The following is a 17,944-nucleotide window of genomic DNA, read 5'->3' as shown; positions in this document are numbered from 1 at the left end:
ATCATGCGAGGCTCTTCAGAACCTCCCTTGCGGAGTGGACGAACTCCTCCATCTCCTTTTCGGTGTGCTTCGCCGAGAGGTGGCACCTCTTCAGCGGGTTGGGGGTGAAGAATATGCCCCTCTTCCTCATCTCAGCCGCAAACCTCCTGAACCTCTCCCTGTCTATGCCGACTATGTCCGCGTAGCTCCTCACCTCTCCTCTCGCGAACTGAAGTGCGAAGATGGACTTGTACCCCACCACCCTCGCCTCGATGTCCAAATCTTCGATAATGTCGTTCAGGGCCTTTCTGTACTCCTCTCCCAGATCGGAGATGTACTCCACCACGCTGTCCCTCTCCAGAACCTCAATCGTCTTCTTTACTGCAGCGAGAGCGGCAGGGTGCCCGCTGTACGTGCCAGAGACGAGGACTCCGTTGTGGATCATGGACATTATCTCTCTCCTCCCGACTATTGCTGCAACAGGGAAGCCGTTGCCCATGGACTTTCCGATGGTTGTTATGTCCGGCGTGACCCCAAACTCCTCCTGAACCCCGTGGATGTTGTGCCTGAACGCCGTGATTATCTCATCGAATATCAGCACGCTCCCGTAGCTCTTGGTCTCCTCTCTTAGGGTCTTGAGGAACTTCTTCTCGGGCACAATCGCTCCGACGCTGTGGGGAATCGGCTCGAGGATGACTCCCGCCACCTCCTCTCCATGCTCCGCCATGAACTCTTTGAAGGCTTCGCTGTCGTTGAACGGCAGTACCTTCGTGGTCTCGTATGCGGCCTTAAGTATTCCCTTGGACTGGGGGTAGATCTTGCCCATCATGTCCTCGGGCGGGGAGACGTTGAATGCAACGTAGTCGTGCCAGCCGTGGTAGCAGCCCTCGAACTTCACCACAACCTCTCTCTCCGTGTAAGCCCTCGACAGCCTTATTGCGTGATATGTCGCCTCAGTTCCCGAGTTGACGAAGTTGACCATCTCTGCCGATGGGATGAGATCTACAAGCTTCTCAGCCACCTCAACCTCAAGCTCGCAAACTCCTGCGCCGTAAAGCACGCCCTCGACTATCTGCTCCTTCACTGCATCATTCACTTCGGGGTGGTTGTGGCCCAGCAGTATGGGGCCGAAGGCCAGGTGGTAGTCCGTGTACTCTCTGCCGTCAGCATCCACCATCTTGCATCCATATGCTTTTTCCGGAACGAACGGGTAGGGGTAGTGCGTTTCAGCCCTCAAACCTGTTTGAGCGGCCTTCGGAATTATTCTGCTCGCCCTCTCGTATATTTCAGTACTCCTCAACCGTCTCACCTCTCAACCTGCTGTTGTATATTCTGAGGCCCAGCAGCGCCCCAGCGCCGAGGGCAATTGGGATGACATGCAGCGTGGCCCCGCTAACCCCAAGAAGGCCGATAATGGCCTTGAACTCCTTTCTGAGCGGTCTTCCAAAGTGGCCCGTTATCGCAACGGCAAGCATGTACATCACCAGCAAGCTTGCGAGGAAGTAGTAAAGCACCTTCAGAATCATGAACAGGTCCCAGTTCTGCACGGTTATCAGGAACATCTCCGGGTGGGTGAAGTAGATGTACGGCCCTATGTAGCCCGCTAACGCGTACTTGACGGAGTTCTTTGCCGTCTTCCAGAAGTCGCTTCCCGCTAAAGCCGAGCCTGCGTAGGCCGCGAGGGCGACAGGTGGTGTCAGGTCGGCGAGGATTCCGAAGTAGAAGACGAAGAAGTGGGCTGCAAGAAGGGCTGTGGCTGTTGCCGTGCCGGGAACGAGCGCATCATAAACAGCATTTCCTGCAACGGCGTTGAATACTGCCGGGGCTGCGACGAGGGAGGTTATGACGTAGTTTGCCGTCGTGGGCACACCCATGCCGAGGATCAGGCTGAATATCATGGCCATGATCAGCAGGAGCATGAGGTAGCCGCCTGTCAGGTCAATGAGCTTGTAACCGAGGCTTGTGACAAGGCCGGTCATCGTCAGAACTCCCTGTATCAGTCCGGCACTCGCTGCTGCAAGCATGACGCTCGTGCTCGTTATGCCGGCATCAATCATGGACTCGTAGGTCGCGAAGGACATCTTCTTCCCCACTTCCGTCTTGGAGACTCTGCCGATGAGGATTGAGAACACTATCCCGAAGACACCGCTCATCAGGAGTATGGCCTCCTTTCTGAGCCCCAGAAACTTGCAGAATGCTGCGAAGGCTATGAACAGAAGGCTGATGTAGAGCTTCTCGTTGAACTCTATCCTCTTGGTGAACGCGAGAGCTATTAGGGCGAGCGCGAGCAGCAGAAGTAGTGGGGCGGTGATGTGGGATAGTTCTCTGCCGGAGAACATCAGCAGGATCGCCATGACGACGAACGGGACGTATATCTTCTCGTCACCCGGAATCTCGTCCTTTGAGATCCATGCGACCCATATGGCTATTCCGAGAGAGGATATCGCGGCAATGTGCGGGGCTATTCCCCAGACAAGGGCGATGGTTATGACCGCTATCGGCAAAAGGATGTACAGCTTCCTGATGAAGTAGCTGAGCTGTGTGAACGAATCTCTCGACAGCCCCTTCAGGCCGAGCCTCTTGGTCTCGAGGTCTATGAAGATGTAAACTCCCGCATAGTAGATGAGCGCTGGCAGAATTGCGGCAATTATCAGCTTGTTGTACGGCACACCGAGGAACTGGGCCATGATGAACGCAGCCGCACCCATTATCGGCGGCATGAGCTGTCCGCCCGTTGACGCGACAGGCTCAACGGCTCCGGCGGTCTCTGATGGATATCCTGCCTTCTTCATCAGCGGAATCGTGAATGTTCCAGTCGTGAGGACGTTTGCAACAGAACTCCCGCTGACAGTCCCCATTAAACCGCTTGAAACCACAGCAGCCTTCGCAGGACCCCCCTGCCTCGGTCCGAAGAGGGAGATCATGAATCGGGTTATGTAATCACTTACTCCAATCCTCAGCAGGAAGGCTCCGAAGAAGACGAACGCGAAGACGTAGATTGTCATGACGTAGAACGGGATTCCGAAGATTCCCTGATCGAGGTAGAGGTACTGGACGAATCTGTTCCAGTTGAACATCGTGTCCCTTATGCCGTACGCCAGAAAAACGAGGACAATTGCCGGAAGAATCCAGCCCACTGTTCTCCTCGTCGCCTCGAGCACAACAGCAATTGCGATGAGCCCGAAGATCACGTCGTAGGTGTTGACGTCGTAGAAGACCATGTACGTCGGAAAGCGGTAGAACATGTAGAACATGCTCGCAAGGCTTAAGGCGATGAGTATCCAGTCGTAGAACTGCACGCTCTTCAGGTACTTCTCCTTGTCCCTTATCGGGTACCTCAGGAACGCTATCACTAAAATCATGGCCAGTACAAAGGCCTCTCCCTGCTTGTCCTGAAAGTCCAGCCTGAGCAGCGAGATCTTGTACCCGAGCCTTGCAACTACGTCGTAGATCGAGTACGTGAAGTTGAAGATGAACAGGATCTCGTAAATCCCTATGAGCACGGCCGCTATCTTCACAGCAAGCTCCAGCTTCTCCGAGAGGGTTCTCGTCCTCTCCAGAGCAACGTACTTCTCAACCTCGTCCATTACGTCCGTCACTCTACCACCCCGCATGCGCCTTGAATGCAGAAACCTCCTTAACCCTAATCACCAGAAGTCCGTCCTCGGCAGGTTGCTCGAAGACGGGCCTTCCGTCCAGCACGAGCCTGAAGTGGTTAACCTCTATGAACCAGTACATCCACTCCTTTCCGAGGCTTTTGTCAAGCCTCTTCACAAAGAACTCTCCCTCGGGGCTTCCGTTCAGGGGCTGACCCGCGAGGAACTCCTGCCACTTCTCCTCATACGCGTAAATTCCGCTTTCATTGATTCTGTAAACGTCAACAACCTTGGTGAGGGACACGCTGTGGGTGTACTCAACTGACAGCGTGGATGTTCCCGAAAGGGGAACGAGGAGATTGAAATCGTTAAACGTGATTTCGAGAACGTGAACGGGACGGAATGCAAGAACCGCCGCCAAGGGGGCCAAAAACAAAAATAAAAATGGATGGCGTTTATTCAATCAGAGACACCTCACGGCTTGAGCTCCGCTGGTACCGTAATCCCCTGCTCCTCGTAGTACTTTATCGCTCCGGGGTGCAGCGGGATCATGAGCCCCTCGAACGCCTTGTGCATATCTATCTGCTTCGCGACCTGATGAGCCTTGGCGAGCTCGTCTATGTTCTCGTACAGGATCTTTGTCATCTCGTAGACAACCTCGTCGGGCACGTCCTTGTGGACTGCAAGCGTCGCCTTCACGGCAATCGTCTGCACGTCCTCATCCTGCCCGTTGTACGTGCCTGCAGGGACTGTAACCTTCACGTAGAACGGGTATCCCTCGTCGTGGAGCTTCTGAACGACCTCATCCGGAATCGGGAGCAGTCTTACGGGAACCTTAACAGCGATCTGGTCTATGGCCGGAGCTGGATAGGCTATGACCGTGAACTCGGCATCCACCTGTCCGAGAACGAGGCTCTGAGCCGCTTCGCTGAAGGTCTGATACACGGGCTCGATGTCGTCCCAGATTCCAGCAGCCTTCAGAACCCTCTCGGCCGTTGCCGCGACACCGCTGCCTGCAGCACCAACCACAACCTTCTTGCCCCTCAGGTCTTCGAGGCTGTAGATGTCGCTGTCAGCCCTCACCACTATCTGCACGGGCTCTGGATAGAGCGTGCCAATTCCCCTCAGCTCCTTCACCGGCTTTCCTTCGAACTGGAACTTTCCGTTCCACGCGTAGTAGGTGACGTCGTTCTGGATTATGGCTGCGAGAGCCTCACCCTTGCCAATTGCCTTGGCGTTTGCGACACTCGCACCGCTCGTAACTCCCTTCGCCTCGATCATGTCGCTCTTCTTGTTCAGAACCTTTGCGTACATCGAGCCAACGGCGAAGTAAACGCTTCCGGGGCCTGAGCCGGTGTATATGGTTATGATGTACTTTCCATCCTCGGTTTTGGGTATCTTTACTCCCTCGGCCTTCTGCGGTGTTGGCGTGGGCGTTGCAGCAGGCTTCTCCTGCTGCTGTGCGCAACCGGCAAGCGCCACACCAACTGCGAGAACCAACATCAGGGCCAGATATGCCTTTGACCTCATCCAATCACCTCTGCCTTACCAAGCAAAAACACGCCCCCCATGATGGGGTTTAAAAATACTGAGTCGGTTAAAGGTATATAAAATTTGCGATGATAAATCACGAGGGATCTGTCCTAAACGAGCTCATCAATTCTCTCCAGCCTCTCAAACCTCTCGTATGAGGCGAGGATTCGTATGTCCACCTCGATACCCTTCTCCATCAGGTACGCGAGCGGAGTGGATCCTGCGATGACGACAACGCCCGATCGGTAGTTGCTCACCGGAATGCCAAGGGCGTCGCTCTCAGCACCGCTCACGTAAACTGCGCCGTTTATCCCGGCCTTCTCGAGCATCTTCAGAACGTCCATCGCCCTTCTCCTGAGTATCATCGGTATCTCCCTCACATCCGCGGGAATCGTGCCGTACCCCTTTTCGACCGCATCCCTGACGCTGCAGAGCCCGCTCTTTATGAACAGATCTACCGGATCGAGGGTGGAGCCGTAGTATGAGATCGCGTGCACGAACCTCATGGGCCTCCAGTCGAGGTACTGCAGAACCCCCGCGAAGGTTGGCGTGGCGCTTATCCTGCTCCCTATGAGTGCTGCGTCTATCACGGAGGTGCTTACCAGCCCTATCCCAACCTTCCCGTCGGGAACGTTCAGCTTCCCATTCCCGTTCTCGTATATCTTCACCAGAGGGCTCATCGCCATCTTTACCTCAACGCACCTCTTTATGAGCTCGAGGGATATGTTGAGGTCTTTTTCCTCCACAACCCCCACGTTGAGGCTGACGAGACCCCTTCCCCTTGCAGGGTCGAAGTTTGCCCGGTAGGCATACTCCTCTCTCGTCTCTATGAACGAGCCGATCCTCTCGCGAATCATCCCCCTCTTCAGCTCTTCGAGCCCCTTCTCTGATATCACTCTCCCGGCGAGACCCCTCTTGTACGTCAGGCCGAGCTCGTCGAGCATTCTGAGGTAGTACTGGACGGTCTCCTTTTTTACGCTGAAACCCCTCTCTTGAAGCTTCTCCGATATGCTCTTTGCCCCGAGCGGCATGTCGGAGTTGGCGAGAATCTTGAGGATGTTGTATAGAACTGGGTTCTCTGTGACGGGTCTCATTGAGGTTAAAAGCCATGGGATAGTATAAAAATGCTTATGTCATTACGGGTCAAGGTGGCACGGATGAAAGGTGCTGCGCGACCGTGAAATTCCAAAAGATTAATATTGTTTTTTGCAGAACCTCCCGTGGGTGGTTTTAATGAAGGTAAACGGCGTTGAGGTTGAGGAGACTTTTGCAGAGGCCTTTGACATAAAGATTGCGAGGGTTTTGATCACGGCCTACGACTACGACTGGGCCTATGTAGCTGCAAATGAGGCAACCGGCTTTGGAACATCGGTCATCATGTGCCCGGCTGAGGCTGGAATCGAGAAGAAAGCTCTGCCCTCGGAAACCCCGGACGGCAGGCCGGGCTACTACATCCAGATCTGCCACATGAGCAAAAAAGGTCTGGAGCAGCAGCTGCTTGCGAGACTCGGGCAGTGCGTCCTCACCGCACCAACAACGGCCGTGTTCAACGGTCTGCCCGATGCGGAGGAGAAGTTCGACACGGGCAACAAGCTCAGGTTCTTCGCTGACGGGTTTGAGAAGCAGGTGGACGTTGGCGGAAGGAAGATGTGGGCAATTCCAATGATGGAGGGTGACTTCCTGATCGAGAACGACATTGGCTACGTGAACGGCATTGCGGGAGGAAACTTCTTCATAATGGGTGAGACCCAGCCCTCGGCTCTTGCCGCTGCGAAGGCCGCGGTTCAGGCCATCGCCGATGTTGAGGGAGCGATAACGCCCTTCCCGGGAGGAATCGTGGCGTCGGGCTCCAAGGTTGGGGCGAACAAGTACAAGTTCCTCAACGCCACGACAAATGAGAAGTTTGCGCCGAGCATAAGGGGGCAGGTTCCGGACACGCAGGTTCCCGAGGGGGTCAAGGCGATTTACGAAATCGTCATCAACGGAATAAGCATTGAGGCCGTGAAGGAGGCCACAAGGGTCGGAATTGAGGCGGCGACAAAGATTCCGGGAGTCGTGAAGATAACGGCAGGAAACTACGGTGGAAAGCTCGGAAAGCACCTCATCCATCTGAACGAGCTGTTCTAACCCCTTCACTTATTTTTTCGGGCGAGAACAGGTTATAAAAATGATAAAAAATGTGGGCTAAATCACCCCCGCGCTCTTTAAGTCTGAGAGCTCTTTCCTTCCCAGACCAAGAAACCTCTTGTATACGTGGTAGTTGTCCTCTCCAGCCTTCTTTGCCAGCCATTTGAGCTTTAAGGGAGTCTGGCTGAGCTTCCAGACCGGGTTTATCACTGTAATCTCCCCATACCTCCTGTCGACCATCTCCCTGAAGACCTCCCTCTCCCTCCAGTAGCTCTCCTCCAGAACCTCCTTAGGCGTTGCAATCCTCGAGTACACAGCAACTCCCTCTCTGCCCTCGTACCTCCACTTGAGCATCTTCTCAACCAGCTCCTCGAAGGTGTACTTCTCGAACTCCTTCTGCAGCTCCCGGTAAAGCTCCTTCTGGTTTTCAAGCTTGATTCTGGCGAACACGTTGGGGTACTTCTCGAGCAAGTCCTCCCTTCCAAGCTGGGTCACGAGGGCGGTGAAGTTGGGGTCTGTGAAGCCTGCGGCGAAGACGTAACCGTCCTTGGTTCTCCAGTATGCGTAGGGGAAGACGGCATAGTCCAAGGGGAGAACCCCGACGTTAAGGGGCTCGTTGAACGCGTGGCTCCAGATGAGCTGGAGAGATATCTTGTTCATGGCCTCTATGGATGTCACGTCGATCATCTGCCCCCTTCCGGACCTCAGTCTGTGGTACAGGGCGAGAACGACTCCCGCAGCGCCGTATATGCCTGCAAGGTTCGTCGCCATCCAGAATCCCGGGGCTGTGGGGAGGTTGTAGGGTTCCCCGGCCTCCGGCAGCTCGCGGTTGGCCATCATGTAGCCCGACATCGCCACGCCGAGAAGGTTCGAGTCCGGCACGCTGGCGAACTCCTTTGCCTTTGGCCCGAAATGGCCGTAGGCTGAGAAGGCGAGGTAACACTATTTCCGGCCTTATCTCTCTCAGCTGCCTGTAGCCTATGCCGAGCTCATCCGCATAACCGGGCGGGAAGGACTCGATGACGACGTCAGCATGCAGGACGAGCTGTTTGAAAAGCTCCCTTCCCTCCTCTTTCTCCAGATCGAGGGTCATGTACTTCTTGTTTCTCCCCTCCACAGCGAAGGGCAGTCCGGTTCCGTCGAAGTAGTACTCCCCGAAGGGCGTGAGCTTCCTCAGGGGATCGCCATCAGGAGGCTCCACCTTTATGACCTCCGCCCCCATCTCCGCCAGCACGGATGATGCGAAGGTGGCAGCGGGGCTCGCAAGGCTTATGTCAAACACCACCACTCCCTCGAGGGGCCCCTTCTTGAATCTGGCCCTCTCAACCTCGAAATACTGCTTCGAAACCTCATGCCACTCCATAGGCATCACCACATGAAGATGGGGTCTCTCTCGGGGTCAACTCCCTCGGGTGGCTTCCTGCCGATGAAGTCGGCCCAGTACCCGATGACCCCTTCCCTCTCCAGCTCCTCGATCTCGTCGTCGCTGAACCCCAGCAGAGTCTTCAGGACGTAGCGGTTGTGGTAGCCAACTGGGTGCGTTGACCACTTTATTCTGCCGGGAGTCTCGCTCATCTTCATGGGCGAGCCAGCAGCGACCATCTCACCAAACATCGGGTCGTCGTAGAACCACACGCTTCCCCTTGCCCTGAGATGCTCGTCCTGATACACCTCCATCCCGTTCCTTGCGACGCCTGCTGAGAAGCCGTGCTCTGCTGAGAGCCTGACGATCTCCTCGGAGTTAGTTCTGGACACCCACTCCTCGATGATCCTCTCCAGCTCGTCCCTGTTCCTGAGCCTCGCAGGAAGCGTGGCGAAGCGCTCGTCCTCTGCAAGCTCCGCTCTACCCATCGCCTCGCAGAGCCCCCTGAACTGCCCGTCCGTCAGGGCTGTTATGGTGACAACCCTTCCATCGGCGGACTTGAAGGCGTTTGCGGGAGAGATGCTCGCGTCCCTGTTCCCCAGCCTTCTCCAGTCCTCTCCCTTCTTTGCCACGTAGCTCCAGATGAAGCTGAGATGCCTTGCGAGGTTCTCTGCCTGGGTTACGTCTATGTACTGGCCCTCGCCCGTCCTCTCCCGGTGGTAGAGTGCTGCCATCCCAACCATGAAGGCTGCAGCCCCGCCGAGCATGTCTCCGGGGTAGTACGGGAGCTTTGCGGGAACCCTCTCCTGATAGCCGGAGACCGCAGAGGCTCCGCTCGCCGCCTGCGCCGTAGCATCCCAGCTCGGCCAGTTCCATCTCTCCCCCCACTGTCCGAACCCGCTTATGGAGATGTAGATGATCTCTGGATTGATCTCTCTGAGCTGCCTGTAGCCAACGCCCAGCTCGTCCATAACCCCCGGCACGTAGTTCTCCACAACTATGTCGCTCTGCTTGACGAGCTCGTAGAAGATGGCCTTTCCCTTGGGGTGCTTGAGGTTCAGCCCGAAGAAGTACTTGTTCCTCTGAACCCACATCACCCCCTGACTGTGCCCCTTCCAGAATCTGGACCAGATGTCAACGCTCCTTAGCAATTCTCCCATCCCCGGTGGCTCGATCTTGATGACCTCTGCCCCGAACTCTGCAAAGAGCGACGCGGTCTCGGGGCCTATCAGAACCTGGGAGAGGTCCAGAACCCTGATTCCCCTGAGCGCTTCTGGCTTGAGAAACGTCTGCTCCGGATCGAACAGCCTTTCAGTCCAGCCAAAATAGTCCTCGTTCATTCCTCCATCCACCTCCCGAATAATTTAACGATTAATTATGATGAGCTCATAAATAACGTTTTTCAGCGTTTATGAGCACGTGTGAGCATTAAAAAATGAGAAATGCCAGCACGTCGGTCTAAAAAATCAAGAGGGCAGGCTCTTTCCTATGGAGAAGACGAGGTAGTTCGTAGGGATCTCCCTCTCGCTTCCACGCTGGTAGAGTGCGTTGTTCTTGTAAACGATCTCTCCAAAGTCGAATCCGGGGTACTCCTCTACAATCGCATAGAACCCCTCGCGGAGCCTGTAGCTTCCGGGGATGGTTGGCTTTGGCTCGAGAACTAATGTGTCGTCCCACAGCGGGTCGTCTCCGGCTTTATCCACACCGAAAACCTCCTGAATCTTCGAGATTATGTTTGAGGCCAGCAGTATGTACTCCTTCGGGTTGTATGGGGCGAGGTCGAGCACCGTACCTATGCCGGTGTCCTCGAGCAGACTCTCAAGAGGGTCGGGGTCGACAATCTTGTTGTCGATCTCCGTCAGCTTCACGTCGAGGCTCAGGCTCCTCTTGAACTTCAGGTTCTGAAACATCTTCTTGTATGTGAACCCTCCCGCGGAGTCCTCCTTGTCTATGTTGAAGAACTTGGAGTACCTCACCTTCAGCACGTCCCTGCCACTGTCATCGCGCTGGTGAATGTGGACTGCGGAGAATGTCACCATTATCTCGTAGCTTTTATCGGGCAGCAGGCCGAGAAACCTCCTCCTCTCCGGGGCATTGTGGATGTGGAGGCGCATCAGGCCAATGTCCACCCCAGTGGCTGCCATTTCCGGATCGGGCCTGATGCTGCTGTCCTTGGCGGATATCAGGCTGTACTCTTCGTTCGGGTCGTAATTGTCGACGGAGGCATCCCTCACGTAGCCCAGATTCAGAATTCTTTTGGTCATGACTGAAATTGTGCTCAGGTTGTATAAATTGCTATCCAAATATTTCCAAATTTTGTATTTTATTAATGCGTTTTTATGATGGTTTTTTATTTTTTGGCCTTTAAAACTAAAAATAAGGGCTTTAGCCCCTGTAGCTTCTGGGCATTCCGAGAATGTGCTCGGCCACGTAGTTCAGAGCCATCTGCTGGGTTATTGGGGCGAGACGGAGCAGGTTCACCTCCCTCCACCACCTCTCAACGTCGTACTCCCTCGTGTAGCCATAACCGCCGAAGGTCTGCATCGCCCAGTAGACTGCTTTTATTGCGTTCTCGATTGCAACGAGCTTTGCCATGTTCGCCGCATCTCCGATTTCCTTGTAGCTGGCGCTGTTGTCGTACAGCCACGCGGCCCTGAACATCATCAGCTCCGCAGCCTTTATGGTGGCGAAGCTCTCGGCGAGGGGAAACTGCAGTCCCTGATAGCTGCCGATGGGATCCTCAAACACCCTCCTCTGCCTCGAGTACTCCACGGCTTTTCCTATGGCGAGTCTGGATATGCCAATTGCTCCCGCTGCAGCACTCATCCTCTCGGGGTTGAGGACGTCGAGAACCTGATACCATCCCCTGTCCTTCTCGCCCAGTATCGCGTCCTCTCCAACTCTCAGGTCGGAGATACTGACCTCGCAGGTTTTCGAGAAGTTTATTCCGTGCTTGGGTATGGGGTTCCACTTAACGGCTTTGTTGGGCAGATCGACGAGAAAGAGAGTTATTCCCAGCGTCTTCTTCGGAGCCTGAGAGTAGGGGATCGTCCTTGCCACGAGGAGCATACCCTTTGCCCTGTCAACACCGCTGATGAACATCTTCGTGCCGTTGATCACATACTCATCCCCCTCCTTCCTTGCGTGGGTCTCTATCCTGAGCGTGTTCGTGCCGGCGTTCGGCTCGGTCAGAGCCATGCAGAACTCCATCCTGCCCTTCGCAATCTCCGGCAGGTACCTCTCCTTCTGCTCCTCGTTTCCGTACCTAACAATGGGCAGGGCACCGAAGACCTCTGTCAGAACGAGGTACCACACACCCCCCGCTCCACAGCCATTTGCGCAGAGCTCCTCCATCGCTATTAGCAGTTCAGTCATCCCCATTCCTGCTCCGCCGTACTCCTCGGGGATCACTATGCCGACAAAACCAGCCCTGCTTATGGCCTTCCAGAACTCCTCCGCGAACTCACCCTTCTCGTCCTTCTCCCTCCAGTACTCTGGAGGAAAGTCCCTCGCTATGTCCTTCGCCGCGTCTGCAATCATCCTCTGCTCTTCCGTAAGCCTGAAGTCCATGCTCAGCCCACCTCTCCACGCTTCTTTACAAGAAACCTGACGGTGCCTGTGAGGACAACCTCACCGCGCTGGTTAACGACGCTGGCCTCCATCACGATCATGCCCGCATTTCCCCTATCTTCCTTGTCCACGATCCTCGCCACAGCCGTGAGCGTGTCCCCGATGAAGACCGGCTTCACAAAGCGAAGCCTGTCAACGCCGTAGAATGCGACGATCGTCCTCTCGATGATCCCGAGTCTGGCGAACAGTCCGGTCATTATCGCGAAGGTGAGCGTTCCGTGGGCCACCCTCCTCCCGAAAACGCTTTTCTTGGCGAACTCCTCGTCGGTGTGGATGGGGTTCCAGTCCCCGGTTATCCCCGCAAAATTGACGATGTCTGCCTCGGTTACGGTTCTCGAGCTGCTTTTGATCTCCCTTCCAACCTCGTAGTCCTCGAAGTACCAGCCCTCCCCCATCATCCCCGTCATTCCTCCACAGGTTTGAAGTAGAGGATGTCCGTGATCCTGCCCTCTGGTTCGTCCTTCCAGACCGCCCTGACCCTCGTCCCGATCTTAAGCCTCTCATGGGCCTTCTTCCAGTCTGAGAGGTCAACGCCCCCGAGGTAGGCCAGCATTCCCGTGTCCGCTCCGTCGAGCTTCACTATGCCCACAGCATATGGGGGTTCTGGCAGCCCTGTAAAGCGGGCGTAGTTGATGGTGAGGGTTTCGATCACCCCCTCGTCCTTGACCTCCACCCACTCGTCTGTATCGACATAGCAGCGCTCGCAGAAGGCCCTTGGCGGCACGAGCACCCTTCCGCATCTGGGGCACCTCACCCCCAGAATCCTCTTCTCCTTGAGCGCCTCGAAGAACCTCGTCGCGTGCTCACCAGCGGAATGCACGTAGGGAATCTCCCACTTCGCCTCGATCTTCAAAACCATAACATCACCTCCCGAGCTTCTTATTGCTCGAAACGAGCATTAGGGCGTGGAACTGCAGCGTTCCCCCCATGCGTGGGCTAAGGCAACCTCAGCCCCGTCGACCTGATTGCTCGCCTCGCCCATAACCTGAAGTGAAGCCTCGCCGAGCCTCACCAGTCCGGTGGCCCCTATGGGGTTGGTGCAGAGCACCCCGCCTGAAGGATTTGTGGGCATGTCTCCGTCAGCGAAGGTAACCCCCTCCTCAGCGAGCCTCGCACCCTCTCCTTTTTCAGCGAAGCCCAGAGCCTCGAGTTCGAGAATCTCCTGAATCGTGAATGGGGAGTAGAGCTCGGCAACGTCTATGTCCCTCTTTGGATCGTCCACGCCTGCAAGCCTGTACAGTCTCCTTCCAGCTATGCTCAGCGAATCCCAGACCGCAAGATCCGGGCGGTCGCCAACGAAGTAGGAGTCGCTTATTGAAGACTCGGCGAGAATCCACGCCGGGTTGTCCCTGATCTCCTTCGCCCTCTCCTCGGATGCGAAGACGATCGCCACGCTGCCGTCGCTCCTCGGACAGCACTCGTAGAGCTTCAGGGGAGAGGAGATGACGGGGCTGGAGAGCACGTCCTCGACGCTCAACCTCTTCCTGATGTGGGCGTAAGGGTTTTTCAGGGCACTCTCGTGATCCTTCACGGAAACCCACGCCATCTGCTCCTCGGTTGTGCCGAACCTCTGCATGTGGGCCGTGGCCTGTATTGCAGCGACGCTTATGGCCCCAACCCCGGAGTGCCCCTCGTAGATCGGGTCTACGGCAGTGTTCAGGACAGGCTGGGCATCGACATTCTCCCCCACGCGCTGGGTGCAAACCGCAACGACAACATCAAACATTCCGCTTGCCACGTGCTGGTAGGCAGCGATTCCGGTCGTCAGGCCTGTGGTTCCGCCTGTACTTATCTTCATGAATGGCTTTCCGAATCCTGCAGCTGTGGAGCTCCACCGATCTGGGCAGTTTATCCCGTCGAATGGATCCATCGTTCCGAAGACGAAGGCGTCAACGTCTTCCATTGAGATGCCCGCGTGGTCCAATGCCCTTGAGACCGCCTCTCGCGTTAGTTCCGGGTGGGTTTTGTCGTCCCTTCTGGTTCTGAACCTCGTCTGTCCAACTCCCACGACAGCTACCCTCTTCATCCTCTCACCTCGCTCCGAGAACAGTCACGATCGAGTTCTGGGCAGCGTACCCGCTTACGGCGCTGGTGACACCCCTGTCAGCTCCCTCCCTGATCTGCAGGGCCAAGCTTGCGGTCAGGAATAAGCCTGTGGTGCCGTGGGCGTTGGTGCACAGCGCCCCTCCCGATCTGTTAACGGGGATGCCCGTCTTCACAACCTCCTTTCCCTCGCCGTCTTCAGCAAATCCCAGTGCCTCGAGGGACATCAGGTGGTGGTAGGGGGTGAGATCCATGACCTCGGCAGCATCGACACCTCTGGCATCACACCCGACCATTCTGTATGCCATCTGAGCGGCCCTTCTGGTTGACGTGAGCTCTGCCAGATCCCTGCTTCCCAGATAGTAGTTTCCAGTGTTCCAGCCCAGTCCCTCGATCCAGATGGGCTCGGGGTTTATCCTCCTCGCAACCGTCTCCTCGGCCAGAATCAGGGCAATGCATCCATCGCTCCATGGTGGTAGCTCAAGCTTTCTGAGCGGGAACACGGCCATTTCAGAGCTGAGAACCTCATCGACCGTCACCTCTTCCTTCAGGTGTGCGTACTCATACTTCAACGCCCTCTTCCTCGCTTCAGCCACCACCTCTGCCGAAACCTCGTCCTCAACGTCATACCTCACCTTGTAGGTGTAGCTCTGCATTGCGTAGCTCATCTGGTACGAAAGGCCGAGGTCGCGATGGAAGAAGGGGTCGAGAGTGAGCAGCTCGACCAGCTCCATCGGCGTCTCAGAGCAGTGGCCGTAGCCCAGAACCATCGCAACGTCGAAGATGCCGGATCTTATGCGCATGTACGCTAAGGCCAAAGCGTATGCTGCATCGTCGCTCACCCTTATCTCGTCCTTCAGGTAGCCACCTGCTGCCGGTGCGGTGTACATGTTTGAGATCGTTCTGCCCACCGAGACGTCATACCCTCCAAGAACGACGTTGTCTATCTCGTGCCTCTCCATCTCAGCATCTTCCAGAGCCTTTCTGGCAGCCTCGTAGGCGACGTTGTAGAAGGGCTCTTCATGAGTGCCAAAACTGGTCATGCCGATGCCAACAATGCCGACCCTCAAAGGTAACACCTCTCTACTGTAACGATTATTTATGAGCAAATACAAAACGGTTTGTCAAAAACGTGTGAGCATTTGTGAGTATGGTATGGGCAGCGGTGATGGAGAGCTTTAAATTTATTCAACAACACTCGAGAACCTACAGCCCGAATTAGCTCCTCCGGTAAAACTTCAGCAGAAAACCGTTGGGAGTTATGTTCTCCACAATCTCCCACTCGTCGGCGAAGTACTTCTCGTAGATGAGGGTGATGTGTCTCGCAAGGAACTCGCTCACCTCCCTGTGCCTCATCGTGTGGTAGCAGAGCCACTGAATCCAGTCCTCGCCCCTCGTGATCTCGATGTAGTCCACCCGGTTAAGCGCCTTCCAGCCCCTCTCCACGGTCCTCAGAAACTCCTCGAGGGTCGCCTCCTTCAGTGGCTTTTTCAGGTACCACTCAACAGCGGTCTCCATCATGCTCTCCTCGACCGCCCTTTTCCTGTCCCCGAGAACAAGGTACATGTACTGGTTTTTCCCGCATGCGGTGAAGTCGAGGCTCCTTATCAGATCCATCAGAAGCCTGTCGTCCTCGCTCAGCCTGTTGGAACCGCTGTCCATCTGCTTGAGCGCCTCCTCAATCACCTCATTCATCCCGCCGTACTTCGAGCGGTACTTCTCGATGATCCTGAATGCGTTATCACTGAGAGTTGTCTGCAGCCGTCTTTTTGGCATGATTATTAATTTACAATTTACTTCAAAAGATTTTCGGAGTCTCAAGCATCTTGTTTCACCACTGAAGGGGCTTTTTGGCCGTCAGCCTTTTCCAGAAGCCCTGACAAATCGTTTTTGAGGCATGAGCAAGGCATGCTCAAATTGCCGGCTCAAAGGATTTGTATTTGCTCATAAATAATCGTTACATTAGCTGAACCGGAGGTGGTATCATCTCTTTTGTCGTTGGGGAGGGAAAATTGGCCGGATGGCCGACATACAGCTACGCGGTCAGAAACCTTCCTGAGGAGATGGCAAAAGCAGATACGGTAAAGGAGGCGGTTGAGGCTGCGGCGAGGCGTAAGGGCAGCGACACCTACGCAATTTTTGCGGATACCGGAGAGAGGATGAGCTACGGGGAGCTTAACAGGGATGCCAGCAGAATCGGGAACGCGCTGATGGATCTGGGCGTTAAAAAGGGGGACAGGGTCGCTCTATACCTCAGAAACTCTCTGGACTACCTCCGCTGCATTTATGCATGTGCCAAAATTGGGGCCATTGAAGTCCCGGTGAACTGGTTCTACAGGGAGCTTGACGCCAGACACGTAATCGGCAACAGCGAGTCCTCGACAATCATCGTCGAGGAAGACCTGCTCCCCATCGTGGAGAGCATAAAGGACAAGCTTCCTCACCTCGAGAGAATAATCGTTAGGGGGGACTCATCGGAGTACACGACTCTCGACCAGCTTGACGGCTCATCGAGGAATCCTGAAGTTAGCGTCTCAAAAGATGACCCGATGGCGATAATCTACACCTCGGGCACAACGGGGCTGCCAAAGGGTGCCGTGCTGTCCAACTACTCATATACCCTCTCAGCAAAGGCGATCACCCTGTGGATGATTGGCGAGGAGGATAACGACTACACCGGCTTACCTCTCTTCCACATCAACGCCCAGATCTACTCAAGCCTCGGCATGATGTTTGCGGGTGGAAAAATAACCCTGAGAAGCATTTTTTCAGCTTCAAAGTTCTGGGAGGATGTGTCGAATTATGGAGCAACCGCCTTCAACCTTCTTGGGTCGATGGCGAACATACTCTACGCTTTACCTCCTACAGAGTTCGAGAGGGACAATCCGGCAAAGTACGTGATAATAGGCGGGATGCCCAAGGAGATCTGGCTGAAGTTCGAGGAGAGGTTTGGGGTTGAGGTGCTCGAGGGGTACAGCCAGACCGAAGAGCCCCTGCCATGCCTGAACCCTCCACACCCCTACAAGAAGATAGGGAGCTTTGGAGTGCCCGTGTTCCCGGATCTGGGGCATGAGGTGAAGGTGGTTGACGAGACCGGAAAAGAGGTGGAGAGGGGAAGGGTTGGGGAGCTGATAAGGAAGAGCCCTGCCCAGATGCTGGGGTACTGGAAAGATGAGGAGAGGACGGCAGAGACGATCAGAAACGGGTGGCTCTACAGCGGGGACTTCGTCACGATGGACGAGGACGGCTACCTGTACTTCGTCGACCGCAAGAAGTTCATAGTCAGGAGGAGCGGGGAGAATATAGCCAGCTGGGAGATTGAGGATGTCATAAAGAGCCATCCAAAGGTTCAGGACGTGGCAGTCATTCCAGTCTTGGACGAGCTCAGGGGGGAGGAGATCAAGGCGTTCATCAGGCCAAAGGAGGGTGTGGAGATAAAGCCGGAGGAGATTGTGGAGTACATGGCGGGAAAGGTGGCGTACTTCAAGATCCCCCGCTACATAGAGTTCGTGGAGACTTTCCCCTACACTCCCACCGGCAGGATAAAGAAGTGGCAGCTCAAGGAAGAGGAGAGGGGGAGAGAGGATCATGGATGGGACAGGGACAGGGAGATACCGGACTGGAGGCAGAGGTTCGGGGCGAGGTGAACCCTTTATTTCACGAAATCCTGAAA

Annotated in this window: 16 protein-coding genes and 2 pseudogenes; 3 read left to right on the top strand and 15 right to left on the bottom strand. The window is 55.5% G+C overall.

Going from position 1 to position 17,944, the window contains the following annotated elements:
- Position 1 precedes the first annotated feature (1 nt).
- The 5 genes from GAH_RS03160 to GAH_RS03140 form a co-directional block, all read right to left on the bottom strand.
- Positions 2-1,279 (bottom strand): aspartate aminotransferase family protein, encoded by a 1,278-nt coding sequence (locus GAH_RS03160; RefSeq protein WP_218915474.1) that lies wholly within the window; start codon positions 1,277-1,279, stop codon positions 2-4.
- Positions 1,266-3,566, bottom strand: a complete 2,301-nt coding sequence (locus GAH_RS03155; RefSeq protein WP_048096699.1) for a TRAP transporter fused permease subunit — start codon at positions 3,564-3,566, stop codon at positions 1,266-1,268. Before GAH_RS03155 ends, GAH_RS03160 begins: the two co-directional genes overlap by 14 nt.
- Positions 3,567-3,579: 13 nt before the next feature.
- The gene (locus tag GAH_RS03150; RefSeq protein WP_048094649.1) at positions 3,580-3,996 is read right to left on the bottom strand and encodes a DUF1850 domain-containing protein; all 417 of its coding nucleotides are present in this window, start codon (positions 3,994-3,996) and stop codon (positions 3,580-3,582) included.
- 53 nt (positions 3,997-4,049) lie between these two features.
- Entirely contained in the window at positions 4,050-5,105 is a 1,056-nt protein-coding gene (locus GAH_RS03145) for a TAXI family TRAP transporter solute-binding subunit (RefSeq protein ID WP_048094648.1), read from the bottom strand.
- Positions 5,106-5,218: 113 nt separating this feature from the next.
- On the bottom strand, positions 5,219-6,202 hold the full coding sequence (locus tag GAH_RS03140) for a DUF128 domain-containing protein (RefSeq protein ID WP_048094647.1): 984 nt from the start codon (positions 6,200-6,202) through the stop codon (positions 5,219-5,221).
- A gap of 139 nt (positions 6,203-6,341) precedes the next feature.
- Between GAH_RS03140 and fhcD the strand changes: the two genes are divergently transcribed.
- A complete protein-coding gene (gene fhcD, locus GAH_RS03135; RefSeq protein WP_048094646.1) occupies positions 6,342-7,235 on the top strand; it encodes a formylmethanofuran--tetrahydromethanopterin N-formyltransferase in 894 nt (297 codons plus the stop codon).
- A 57-nt stretch (positions 7,236-7,292) separates the two neighbouring features.
- Here fhcD and GAH_RS10285 read toward each other — a convergent pair.
- Together GAH_RS10285 and GAH_RS11090 are read right to left on the bottom strand one after the other, a co-directional pair.
- Positions 7,293-8,162: pseudogene (locus GAH_RS10285) on the bottom strand (CoA transferase); the annotation flags it as partial.
- Between the two features lie 73 nt (positions 8,163-8,235).
- A pseudogene (locus GAH_RS11090) lies at positions 8,236-8,517 on the bottom strand (CoA transferase); the annotation flags it as partial.
- Here GAH_RS11090 and GAH_RS10770 point away from each other — a divergent pair.
- Positions 8,441-8,614 (top strand): hypothetical protein, encoded by a 174-nt coding sequence (locus tag GAH_RS10770; RefSeq protein WP_169745325.1) that lies wholly within the window; start codon positions 8,441-8,443, stop codon positions 8,612-8,614. The pseudogene GAH_RS11090 and the gene GAH_RS10770 sit on opposite strands and share 77 nt — an antisense overlap.
- Here the strand turns inward: GAH_RS10770 and GAH_RS03125 are convergent.
- From GAH_RS03125 to GAH_RS03090, 8 genes are all read right to left on the bottom strand, one after another.
- A complete protein-coding gene (locus tag GAH_RS03125) occupies positions 8,604-9,938 on the bottom strand; it encodes a CaiB/BaiF CoA transferase family protein (RefSeq protein ID WP_048094645.1) in 1,335 nt (444 codons plus the stop codon). The genes GAH_RS10770 and GAH_RS03125 overlap by 11 nt on opposite strands.
- A gap of 126 nt (positions 9,939-10,064) precedes the next feature.
- Positions 10,065-10,862, bottom strand: a complete 798-nt coding sequence (locus tag GAH_RS03120) for a hypothetical protein (RefSeq protein ID WP_048094644.1) — start codon at positions 10,860-10,862, stop codon at positions 10,065-10,067.
- Between the two features lie 121 nt (positions 10,863-10,983).
- Positions 10,984-12,168 carry an acyl-CoA dehydrogenase family protein gene (locus tag GAH_RS03115; RefSeq protein WP_048094643.1) on the bottom strand — a complete coding sequence of 395 codons (1,185 nt, stop codon included), beginning with the start codon at positions 12,166-12,168 and terminating at the stop codon, positions 10,984-10,986.
- A gap of 2 nt (positions 12,169-12,170) precedes the next feature.
- Positions 12,171-12,635 (bottom strand): MaoC/PaaZ C-terminal domain-containing protein, encoded by a 465-nt coding sequence (locus tag GAH_RS03110; protein WP_245604073.1) that lies wholly within the window; start codon positions 12,633-12,635, stop codon positions 12,171-12,173.
- Positions 12,632-13,087: a Zn-ribbon domain-containing OB-fold protein gene (locus tag GAH_RS03105; RefSeq protein WP_084632254.1), complete on the bottom strand. Its 456-nt coding sequence runs from the start codon at positions 13,085-13,087 to the stop codon at positions 12,632-12,634. The genes GAH_RS03110 and GAH_RS03105 overlap by 4 nt, the downstream gene beginning before the upstream one ends.
- A 39-nt stretch (positions 13,088-13,126) precedes the next feature.
- The gene (locus GAH_RS03100) at positions 13,127-14,254 is read right to left on the bottom strand and encodes a thiolase family protein (RefSeq protein ID WP_052747733.1); all 1,128 of its coding nucleotides are present in this window, start codon (positions 14,252-14,254) and stop codon (positions 13,127-13,129) included.
- Positions 14,255-14,258: 4 nt separating this feature from the next.
- The gene (locus tag GAH_RS03095) at positions 14,259-15,341 is read right to left on the bottom strand and encodes a thiolase C-terminal domain-containing protein (protein ID WP_048094641.1); all 1,083 of its coding nucleotides are present in this window, start codon (positions 15,339-15,341) and stop codon (positions 14,259-14,261) included.
- Positions 15,342-15,489: 148 nt separating this feature from the next.
- A complete protein-coding gene (locus tag GAH_RS03090) occupies positions 15,490-16,047 on the bottom strand; it encodes a hypothetical protein (protein ID WP_048094640.1) in 558 nt (185 codons plus the stop codon).
- A 236-nt stretch (positions 16,048-16,283) separates the two neighbouring features.
- Between GAH_RS03090 and GAH_RS03085 the strand changes: the two genes are divergently transcribed.
- Positions 16,284-17,918, top strand: a complete 1,635-nt coding sequence (locus GAH_RS03085) for an AMP-binding protein (RefSeq protein ID WP_052747732.1) — start codon at positions 16,284-16,286, stop codon at positions 17,916-17,918.
- The last annotated feature ends 26 nt before the right edge of the window (positions 17,919-17,944 follow it).

This window comes from Geoglobus ahangari (assembly GCF_001006045.1).
Lineage (GTDB): Archaea > Halobacteriota > Archaeoglobi > Archaeoglobales > Archaeoglobaceae > Geoglobus > Geoglobus ahangari.
The sequence above is the reverse complement of the archived record's forward strand: the minus strand, read 5'-3'. Positions and strand labels throughout refer to the sequence as shown.